Below are 8,619 nucleotides of genomic sequence, written 5' to 3' on the forward strand. Positions count from 1 at the left end.
TGCTCATGCTGAGTTTCCAGCACTAGATTAACTGCCCGTTCACGGACTTCCGGAGAGTAACGTTTGGTCGTTGTCATAGAGACCTCCACTTTTAAAGTATAGACTCTAATTTATCCGGGGTGATTCATTGCTTATTGCGTGTTAAGTGGCTACGTGAATGTCGAGAAAACCCGCGTATCCGCTCTGCTCGGCCCTGATAGCCGCGTCGCCTTTTATAACAATGTCAACGTGCCGGGTGGCCGCGTACAAATGCTTTTAAAAGCCCACGGCGCACCCGCCAGCATAAATCATTATGACGCTCTGGAATGCGCCGAGGTGGTATTGGGCATTAATGAATTATACAATCAGAGCAGGCCATTGAAAGAATTGGAGCTGGTTTCCTGTTATGGAGGCTATGGCGGCACACATTCCTGCGCACAAGTGTTGGCTAATCGTCTGCAGATACCGGTAAAAAGCTATCGCCGGGTGGTGATTGATCACAAATTACAGCGGCAGGGAACCGCTCTGGAATTTTCCCCGCAGAGTACGCTGGGCATCAGACGTCTGCACGAAACCGAAGTCTGGCATTTGCGTTTGCATAATTTTCTTGAACGACTTTGTTTACAGTGGCACCAGCTTGTCAGCTCCCGCCAGCGGCGATCGGAGTTCACCGACCCGTCCTTTATGGTCATTGCACTGAGCTTGCTGCGGGTATTAAAAGGCCTGCTCGACGGTGACGCTTTTCTTAAACGTTTCCCCGGCTTCGCAACGCCTCAGCTAATAAAAGAAGCCCTGGCGCAGCTCGGCGCTGGCGACACGCCTGTCGGCCCGATTCTCATGTTATTGTACGGCGAGCGCAAAATGCAATGCGCGCTGCGGCAATTCCTGGTGGAAAACGCCGCGCCCGATTGCGCCATGTTGATGAGACGCAACATGTGCAGCCGGAGGCGATTAACGCCAGGAACTATGAAACGGGTGATGAAAAAGATTATATAGCGCTTGGCCCAATAGCGGTGTGGAGCGATCTGCCGCCGATGAGCCAGATTTATGTCAATTTCAGCACCTGCGGTGGCAAACAGTGCCTGGAGCGCATTATCACTATTGATACCCCGGATACCGACAAACGGCGGTGGCCACGGAGGCTAGCGCAAGCTCTTAATGGTTTTTCCGCTTTGCCTCTCAAAGCCGGTCAACGGGACGGAGCCTGGGTTGTCACCACCGACGCCGACAAAGAGGATCTCATCTTTATTAGAGCCAATGCGACTTATGATTTTACTCTGCAGTGGACGCTGATTAATGATAATGCGCCGCCGCAAACCCACCCTTTCGACGCATGGATGCCGTTCTCGACCACAGTCAATAAGAGTGGGAAGATGACCCTCTGTTATCTTGATTTTTCGTCATTACGGTTGCAGGCGGATGCGCCGGCCATATCGTTGCCGTCACGGGGGGACTGTCCATTAAAGGTGCCGCGGGTAGTTATCCAAATAATAGAAAACGGCAGCCGGATGATCATTATGCAGCGGCGTTTACAGCGGGAATGCTGTGACAGCAATGCTAAGCTGGCCCAGTATATCGCTGGGGAAATCAACGGCTTTACCGCCTGCCTTAAGTTCGGTGAAAAACAGGGCGGGGTCATATCGCCGGTCGCTTCTGTCGATGGAAATAGGGTGTATGTTGATCCGAATTGCCTGCAACAGAGCCAATTAATGGCGAATGTGGCGCTGGCGTAAAAGGTATATGCGGTTCGGGTTGGCGCGTCAAAAAATCCTGCGCCGCCCATGGTTGTGGACGGCGCATAAGGGGCGTACGGCCGCGGGTTTTATTGCGCCGCGGCGATTTCGCTTACCAGAAAGTCAACGATAGCGCTGAGTTTAATCATCCGCTTCTCATCGCTGCGCCGGTTTTTGTACTCGATTTCTTCCGTATCCAGATTGCGATCGCCAATCACCAGCTGATGCGGTATGCCGATAAGCTCCATATCGGCAAACATGACGCCCGGACGCTCTTTGCGGTCGTCGAGCAGAACGTCAATACCGCGCGCCTGCAGCTGTTGATAAAGGTCTTCCGCTACCTCTTTGACCCGGAAGGATTTATGCATATTCATCGGCATAATCGCCACATTAAAGGGCGCCAGTGCTTCCGGCCACAGGATGCCCCGGTCGTCGTGGTTTTGTTCAATAGCGGCCGCCACCACGCGGGTGATGCCGATACCATAACAGCCCATGGTCAGCGTTTGGTTGCGACCGTCCTCGCCCTGCACCGTGGCTTTCATCGCTTCTGAATATTTGCTGCCCAACTGGAAAATATGGCCCACTTCAATGCCGCGCTTGATTTGCAGCGTACCGTTACCGTCCGGGCTGATATCGCCGTCGACCACCTTGCGCAGGTCGGCTACCTGCGGCAGCGGCAAATCCCGTTCCCAGTTAATCCCGAAGAAATGTTTACCCTCGGCATTGGCGCCGGCGGCGAAGTCGCTCATCACCGCTACGCTGCGGTCAATGACCAGCGGCAGCGGCAGATTGACCGGTCCAAGCGAACCGGGGCCGGCGCCCACCGCGAGGCGAATGTCTTCTTCGCTGGCGAATGTTAGCGGGGCGGCAACCTGCGGCAGCTTCTCGGCTTTGACGTCGTTAAGCTGATGATCGCCGCGGACCATCAGCGCCACCAGCGGATGGCCGGCGTCTTCCCGCGCACGAACCAGCAGCGTCTTGACGGTTTTTTCCACCGGCAACGAAAATTGCGCCACCAGCTCGGCGATGGTGCGAGCGTCAGGGGTATCCACCAGGCGCATGTCTTCGCCCGGCGCGGCGCGCGCGGCGGCCGGAGCGACCGCTTCCGCCAGTTCAATATTGGCGGCGTAATCTGATGCCGTTGAGAACACGATATCGTCCTCACCGCTGCCGGCCAGTACCTGAAACTCATGTGATGCGCTGCCGCCGATGGAACCGGTATCGGCCTGCACCGCGCGGAATTCCAGGCCCATACGGGTAAAAATAGCGCTATAAGCCTGGTACATGGCGTCATAGGTCGCCTGCAGCGAAGCCTGGCTGGTGTGGAAAGAATAAGCGTCTTTCATCACAAACTCCCGCGAGCGCATAACGCCGAAACGCGGGCGCACTTCGTCACGGAATTTGGTTTGGATTTGATAGAAGTTCAGCGGCAGCTGCTTATAAGAGCTGACTTCATTACGGATAAGGTCGGTTATCACTTCTTCATGCGTCGGACCCAGCACGAAGGGGCGCGCGCCGCGGTCGGTAAACCGCAGCAGCTCCGGGCCGTATTGTACCCAGCGCCCGCTTTCCTGCCACAGATCCGCCGGCTGCACCACCGGCATAGACACTTCAATCGCGCCGGCGTTGTCCATCTCCTCGCGCACGATATTTTCTACTTTACGCAGCACGCGCAAACCGGTCGGCAGCCAGCTGTAAAGGCCGGACGCCAGTTTACGAATCATCCCGGCGCGCAGCATCAGCTGATGGCTGACCACTTCCGCGTCAGCGGGGACTTCCTTGAGGGTGGAGAGCAGATATTGGCTAGTACGCATGTTAGTTAAGTTCCACAAAAGCGGCTCAATGCCGGAGGCTGCCGGCAGGCAGCAAAAATACCGAAAGTGCTCTAGTCTACCAGCGCCCGCCGACGGCCAAAAGGACCGGCGGGAAATTTAACGCATTACCCAGAGGCGTTGCCGGCGTCGTCGGCCTCGGGACCGGGGTTTGGGCCGGCGGCGCCCGTCCTGGCGTCGGTGGCCGCATCGATGGCGATCACCTCGGCCGTGTTCCCGCTCACGTGCCAACGGACATTAAAATCCAGCAGCGCCGCGGCGTAGTCCCGCGCCGGCATCGCCCGACGGTGATAAGCGGGGCGGGGATCTTGCGCGAGCACATCGCAAATGAACGCCCGCAGTCGCGGCCAGGCGTGGCGCTGCGCGCGCAGCTGCAGTTCCGCCTGGGACGAAAAAATGACCTGCAAAGTATCGGCAGGCGCCTCCTGGGCAAAGCCCGCGCGGGCATCGGGCAGGCTTTCGGCATAGGGCAGATAGGGTTTGATATCCACCACCGGCGTGCCGTCCACCAGATCCAGACTGCCGAGACGCAAAATGACCTCGGCGCCGCGCAGCGTAACGCCTTCCAGCGCCACCAGCGACATCCCGATGGGATTGGGGCGAAAAGGCGAGCGGGTGGCGAAAACCCCCAGCCGGCTATTGCCGCCAAGCCGCGGGGGCCTGACCGTCGGCCGCCAGCCGCCAGCCGCCCGCTAAGGTTTGATGAAACACAAACACTAGCCAAATATGGCTGAAATCCGTTAGGCCGCGCACCGCTTCCGCTTGATTGTAGGGCGGCAATAGATGCAACTCGCCGGTGCCCTCCGCCACCAGCCCCGGCTGGCGCGGCACGGCGAATTTTTCTTTATAGGGCGAGCGAATGACACCTATTGGCTGAAAGCTAAAAGCTTGGGTCATTGCGACACGCTAAGCGCGGTCCCCTGGCAGATGGCCTGCTGATAGCAGCCGGCGACGGCGCTCACGATCTGACACTGATGCAGCAAGACGCCATTGCCTTTCATCGCGGCGGCGCGGGTCTGCATATTGCGGCGGGCGGCGCTGATGCTCGGCGGCGGATCCTGCAGGTTGACTTTGCAGGTAGAGCCATAGACTTCGCCCAGATCGCGGAACGGTTTGCCCACTAATTCTTCGGGATTTTTATAAAGCTTAGCCGGCAGCGGCGCGCTGTGCGGAGCGGTTTTATGCACGGCGGTGGTAGTGTCTTTGAACGGGTTCTTAGGGCCGTTTGGGGTGGCGGAAGGTGCGTGGTGTAGCCCGGAGCATCCCGTCAGCGAGAGAAGGAGCAGCGAAACAGGTAATGCGCGCATCATTTTTCCTCTGATTATTGTTATAACGGCTGCTATTGAAGCAATCTACGGCAGAAATAACAAGACGGGCCGTAGCCCGTCTGATTAAAACACCGCGAAAAACTGTTATTAACAATTACCAGCCTTTGACCGCGCCGCCGTTAAAAATTTTGTTGGCGGCGTCATACACTTCATCGGACTGGTAGGCCTGTACGAATTTCTTCACGTTTTCGGCGTTTTTGTTATCTTCGCGCGCCACGATCAGATTGACATAAGGTGAGTCTTTATCCTCGACAAACAGACCGTCTTTGGTCGGCGTCAGGCCAATCTGGCTGGCATAGGTGGTATTGATAATCGCCAGGGCGATCTGCTGATCGTCCAGCGAGCGCGGCAACTGTGGGGCTTCAAGTTCCACCAGCTTCAGGTTTTTCGGATTGTCGGTCACATCCAGCACGGTCGGCAGCAGCCCCACCCCCGGCTTGAGGCCAATCAGCCCGATTTTCTGCAACAGCAGCAGCGAACGACCCAGATTGGTCGGATCGTTAGGCAGCGCGATTTGGGCACCGGGCTGGAGTTCGTCCAGCGATTTGATTTGTTTAGAATAGCCGGCGATAGGATAGACAAAGGTATTGCCTACGGCCGCGAGTTTATAGCCGCGGTCTTTAATTTGCTGGTCCAGGTAAGGTTTATGCTGGAAAGCGTTTACATCGATATCGCCCTTGCTCAGCGCTTCATTCGGCAAGACGTAATCATTAAAGGTCACCAACTCTACATCCAGGTTGTATTTCTCTTTAGCCACTTTCTGCGCTGCTTCGGCGACCTGCTGTTCCGCGCCGTTAATCACACCGACTTTAATATGATTTGGATCTTTTTCATCCTGTCCGCAGCCGGCCAGCGCCATCGCGCTTACCAGTGCAGCCACCTTTGCCAGAGTTCTAATATTGAAAGACATATCCCTTTCCTCACGTGAAATGTAATGTCCTTGCGCCGTTACGCTGACGCAGGGACGGGTCGCATTATTTATGGGTAACGGCGGCGACGAGACGATCACCACCGAGTTGTATTAAATAGACCAGAACCACCAACAATACTAATACCGTATTCATCACGGTGGCGTTATAACCAATATAGCCGTACTGAATGCCTATTTGCCCCAGACCGCCCGCGCCCACGGCTCCCCCCATGGCGGAATAGCCTACCAACGTAATGAGCGTGATGGTCGCAGCGTTAATCAATCCCGGCAGCGCTTCCGGCAGCAGCACCTTGCGGATTATCTGCAATGGCGTAGCGCCCATGGCGCGGGCCGCTTCGACCAGACCGGAGGGGATTTCCAGCAGGGCGTTTTCCACCATGCGGGCGATAAAGGGGGCGGCGCCTATCGTCAACGGTACAATGGCGGCCTTCAGACCGATTGAGGTTCCCACGATGATACGGGTAAAAGGAATCATCCAAACCAGCAAAATAATGAACGGCACTGAACGAAATACGTTCACTAGCGCCGATGCCAGCCGGTACAGTTTGGCGTTATCGACAATCTGGCCGGGGCGGCTAACGTAAAGCAGCACGCCGATGGGCAAGCCGATGACGAAACCAAAAAAGCCCGAGACAAAGGTCATCATCAGGGTTTCCCAAACTCCCCGGGCCAATAGAGCAATCATTCCATCAGACATAACCCAGTACCTCTACTTTTACCTGATGCTCCTGCAGATAAGCGATGGCGGCGGCGGCGTCGGCTTCATCCCCGTCCATTTCCGTTAACATGATGCCAAATTTCACGCCCCCGGCGTAATCCATCTGGGCGCTGATGATGTTGTTATTGACGTTAAAACGGCGCGCGGTTTCCGACAACAGCGGCGCATCCACCGACAAACCGGTAAACTCCAACTGCAAAATGGGAATGCGGCCGGGCGCGCGTTGGTGATGCATGCGCTGCTGATAGTCCTGCGGAATATCCAAATGCAGCGTGGAACGGATAAACGCCTGGGCCAGCGGCGTTTTCGGATGGGAGAACATTTCGCTTACCGTGTCCTGCTCAATTAGCTCTCCCTGGCTTATCACCGTGACCTGATCGCAAATGCGTTTTACGACATCCATTTCATGGGTGATGAGCAGTATGGTCAGACCCAGGCGCTGATTGATGTCTTTCAACAACGCCAGAATCGAGTGGGTGGTCGCGGGATCCAGCGCGCTGGTGGCTTCATCGCACAGCAGCACTTTGGGATTGCTGGCCAGCGCACGCGCGATGGCAACCCGCTGCTTCTGGCCGCCCGAAAGATTCGCCGGGTAGCTATCTGCTTTATCCTCCAGCCCCACCAGCGCCAGCAGTTCAGTGACCCGCCGGGCGATAGCGCTTTTAGGCAGGTTATCTAATTCCAACGGCAGCGCGACATTACCGGCCACCGTGCGCGAGGAGAGTAAATTGAAATGCTGAAAGATCATGCCAATCTGACGGCGGGCGTCAGTCAATTTCCGCTCGGGCAGGTTCGTCAAATCGGTACCATTGACCACCACCGTCCCAGAGGTGGGGCGTTCCAGCAAATTGACACAGCGTATCAAGGTGCTTTTCCCTGCGCCGGACGCACCGATGACGCCGTAAATCTGCCCGGTGGGCACATGAAGGCTGACATCTGACAGCGCGGTAATGGTGTGCGCGCCCAGCGTGAATTGCTTAGTGATGTGAGAAAGTGTGATCATATTTATTTTTATATATGGACCGTGTCGCGAACGTAAAAGAGGCAAACCCATGCCAATCGGCATCGAAGTGCGTGGATGTTAAGGCGTCTAGACGTCTAAGTCAACTGCGTTACGTTCCATTTTATGGGTTTCTCTTCCCATGTCAAAACATGCGATACTGACGGCTTACCCGTAATCAGGAGCCTTGCAGTGGCACAGTCTGTTTCCGCTATTTTTTTAGACCGTGACGGCACAATTAACGCCGATAACGGTTACGTTCATGAGATTGACGACTTTCAGTTCATCGACGGCGTGATCGAAGCCATGCAGGAATTGAAAAAGATGGGGTTTGCCCTGGTGGTGGTCACCAACCAATCCGGGCTGGCCCGCGGCCTTTTCAGCGAAGATCAGTTTATGCATCTCACGGAATGGATGGACTGGTCACTGGCTGATCGCGACGTCGATTTGGACGGTATCTACTTTTGCCCCCATCATCCACAGGCGGTGGTTGAGGCATTACGTCAGGAATGCGATTGCCGCAAGCCAAAACCGGGCATGCTGCTGGACGCGCAGCGCCACCTGCATATCGACATGGCTTCTTCCTATATGGTGGGCGACAAACTGGACGATATGCTGGCGGCTCAAGCGGCGGGGGTTGGCACGCGGGTACTGGTGCGCAGCGGTAAAGCGGTAACGGAGCAGGCCAGCGCGGCGGCGGATTGGGTCCTTGATAGCCTGGCTGCATTACCGGCAGCGATTAAACAGCGTCAGGCGGGCACGTAACGGCTAATGAGTGAACGTTTGAAAAAAAAGTCAGGATATTCCCTTGCCATTTCAGAACGGCTCCCTATAATGCGCCTCCATCGACCGGTCAAGTGAACATCATCACGGTGACCGGAAGGGTTCAGAAACAGGCGAAACGGCTTGACACTGAATGAGGATGGCGTAACATACGCCACCTCGCGCCAGCCGGATTCCGGCAGCGCAACGCTCTTTAACAATTTATCAGACAATCTGTGTGGGCACTCACAAGACGATATCGACATACCGAAATATCAAGTCTTGAAGAGTGAACAACGAATATTCATATGAATACCAGTTTTAATTCTTTGAGCA

General features: G+C 55.8%; 7 protein-coding genes and 1 pseudogene. 2 read left to right on the forward strand and 6 right to left on the reverse strand.

Translation table 11 applies throughout. From position 1 onward, the window contains the following. Positions 1 to 845 precede the first annotated feature (845 nt). Complete coding sequence (locus CINSTRO3249_RS09730; RefSeq protein ID WP_174249770.1) at positions 846 to 1,712, forward strand: hypothetical protein; 867 nt, start codon at positions 846 to 848, stop codon at positions 1,710 to 1,712. 89 nt (positions 1,713 to 1,801) lie between these two features. Here CINSTRO3249_RS09730 and proS read toward each other — a convergent pair whose 3' ends face one another. The 6 genes and pseudogenes from proS to metN all read right to left on the reverse strand — a co-directional run bounded on the left by proS (position 1,802) and on the right by metN (position 7,524). Further along, positions 1,802 to 3,526 carry a proline--tRNA ligase gene (gene proS / locus CINSTRO3249_RS09735; RefSeq protein WP_074013134.1) on the reverse strand — a complete coding sequence of 575 codons (1,725 nt, stop codon included), beginning with the start codon at positions 3,524 to 3,526 and terminating at the stop codon, positions 1,802 to 1,804. A 206-nt stretch (positions 3,527 to 3,732) separates the two neighbouring features. Then, positions 3,733 to 4,441, reverse strand: a pseudogene (gene tsaA, locus CINSTRO3249_RS09740) (tRNA (N6-threonylcarbamoyladenosine(37)-N6)-methyltransferase TrmO); the annotation flags it as partial. After that, positions 4,438 to 4,851, reverse strand: a complete 414-nt coding sequence (gene rcsF / locus CINSTRO3249_RS09745) for an Rcs stress response system protein RcsF (RefSeq protein WP_074013135.1) — start codon at positions 4,849 to 4,851, stop codon at positions 4,438 to 4,440. The gene rcsF and the pseudogene tsaA, both read right to left, overlap by 4 nt. Before the next feature lie 115 nt (positions 4,852 to 4,966). Further along, on the reverse strand, positions 4,967 to 5,782 hold the full coding sequence (locus tag CINSTRO3249_RS09750; protein ID WP_074013136.1) for a MetQ/NlpA family lipoprotein: 816 nt from the start codon (positions 5,780 to 5,782) through the stop codon (positions 4,967 to 4,969). A 64-nt stretch (positions 5,783 to 5,846) separates the two neighbouring features. After that, positions 5,847 to 6,500 (reverse strand): methionine ABC transporter permease MetI, encoded by a 654-nt coding sequence (locus CINSTRO3249_RS09755; protein WP_074013137.1) that lies wholly within the window; start codon positions 6,498 to 6,500, stop codon positions 5,847 to 5,849. Next, positions 6,493 to 7,524, reverse strand: coding sequence for a methionine ABC transporter ATP-binding protein MetN (gene metN / locus CINSTRO3249_RS09760; RefSeq protein ID WP_074013138.1), 1,032 nt, complete (start codon positions 7,522 to 7,524; stop codon positions 6,493 to 6,495). Before metN ends, CINSTRO3249_RS09755 begins: the two co-directional genes overlap by 8 nt. A 189-nt stretch (positions 7,525 to 7,713) precedes the next feature. Between metN and gmhB the strand changes: the two genes are divergently transcribed. Beyond that, positions 7,714 to 8,286, forward strand: coding sequence for a D-glycero-beta-D-manno-heptose 1,7-bisphosphate 7-phosphatase (gmhB, locus tag CINSTRO3249_RS09765; protein WP_074013139.1), 573 nt, complete (start codon positions 7,714 to 7,716; stop codon positions 8,284 to 8,286). Positions 8,287 to 8,619: the final 333 nt, after the last annotated feature.

The organism is Candidatus Sodalis sp. SoCistrobi, assembly GCF_900143145.1.
Taxonomy (GTDB): domain Bacteria; phylum Pseudomonadota; class Gammaproteobacteria; order Enterobacterales; family Enterobacteriaceae; genus SoCistrobi.